This is a genomic window from Planktothrix paucivesiculata PCC 9631 (assembly GCF_900009265.2).
GTDB classification, from domain to species: Bacteria; Cyanobacteriota; Cyanobacteriia; order Cyanobacteriales; family Microcoleaceae; genus Planktothrix; species Planktothrix paucivesiculata.
The window spans coordinates 1-742 of the sequence record NZ_LR735105.1 but is presented as its reverse complement, the minus strand read 5'-3'; the positions used below and the strand labels follow the sequence as shown (position 1 = coordinate 742).

Annotated in this window: 1 protein-coding gene; it reads right to left on the bottom strand. The window is 34.0% G+C overall.

Translation table 11 applies throughout. The annotated features are described in order from the left end of the window. Nucleotides 1-109: 109 nt before the first annotated feature. On the bottom strand, nt 110-742 hold a 633-nt coding region (locus tag PL9631_RS25755; RefSeq protein WP_156090724.1), incomplete at its 5' end, for a response regulator.

Here is a 742-nt window from a genome sequence, read left to right as displayed (position 1 = left end):
CAGTAATCTTAGGGGAATTTGTCGAGTTTTTGGGGTTTTATCGGCGCGATCGCTAGTCATCATTAAGTAATCAGTAATATTCTTTATAAAAATTATCACTTGTCGATTGTCAATTGTCCATTGTTAAAGGTTCGATTAAATCAATAATTTGCTCAAATTGAAATTGACGCACCAGTTTAGTCAAACTTTTAGGGAAAGCAGCTTCGGTTTCGGGAATTTCTGAGATTAATCTCACGATTTGCTGCTCATCTGCTTCGAGAACTGCTTGATATAATCTGAGCAGCCATGCTTGGGGCATGATTTGAAATTGTTCTGTAGTTAGTTGGGGTAATTCATGAATTGTTTCTCCTATTTTACTATTCCCATCTGTCATATTTTCATAAATATATTTGACTCCTAAATGCTTTGTTAAGATTTCAAAAATTGTAGATTCTTTAAAGGGTTTTCTCATAAAATCATCACATCCTGCTGATAAAGTAATCGCTTTTTCTTCTTCTAAAACACTGGCAGTTAAAGCAATAATCGCGGTAGCATTACCTTGAGTAGTTGACTTAATATATTTAGTAGCTTCATAACCATCCATTACAGGCATTCTCATATCCATAAATATTAAATGAGGTTGCCATTCTTGCCAAATATTAATAGCTTCCTGTCCATTACTGGCTTGTTTAACCTCAAATCCTAAAGGGGAAAGTAATTTTGTTAATAATTGGCAATTAATCGCTTTATCATCTACCGTCAA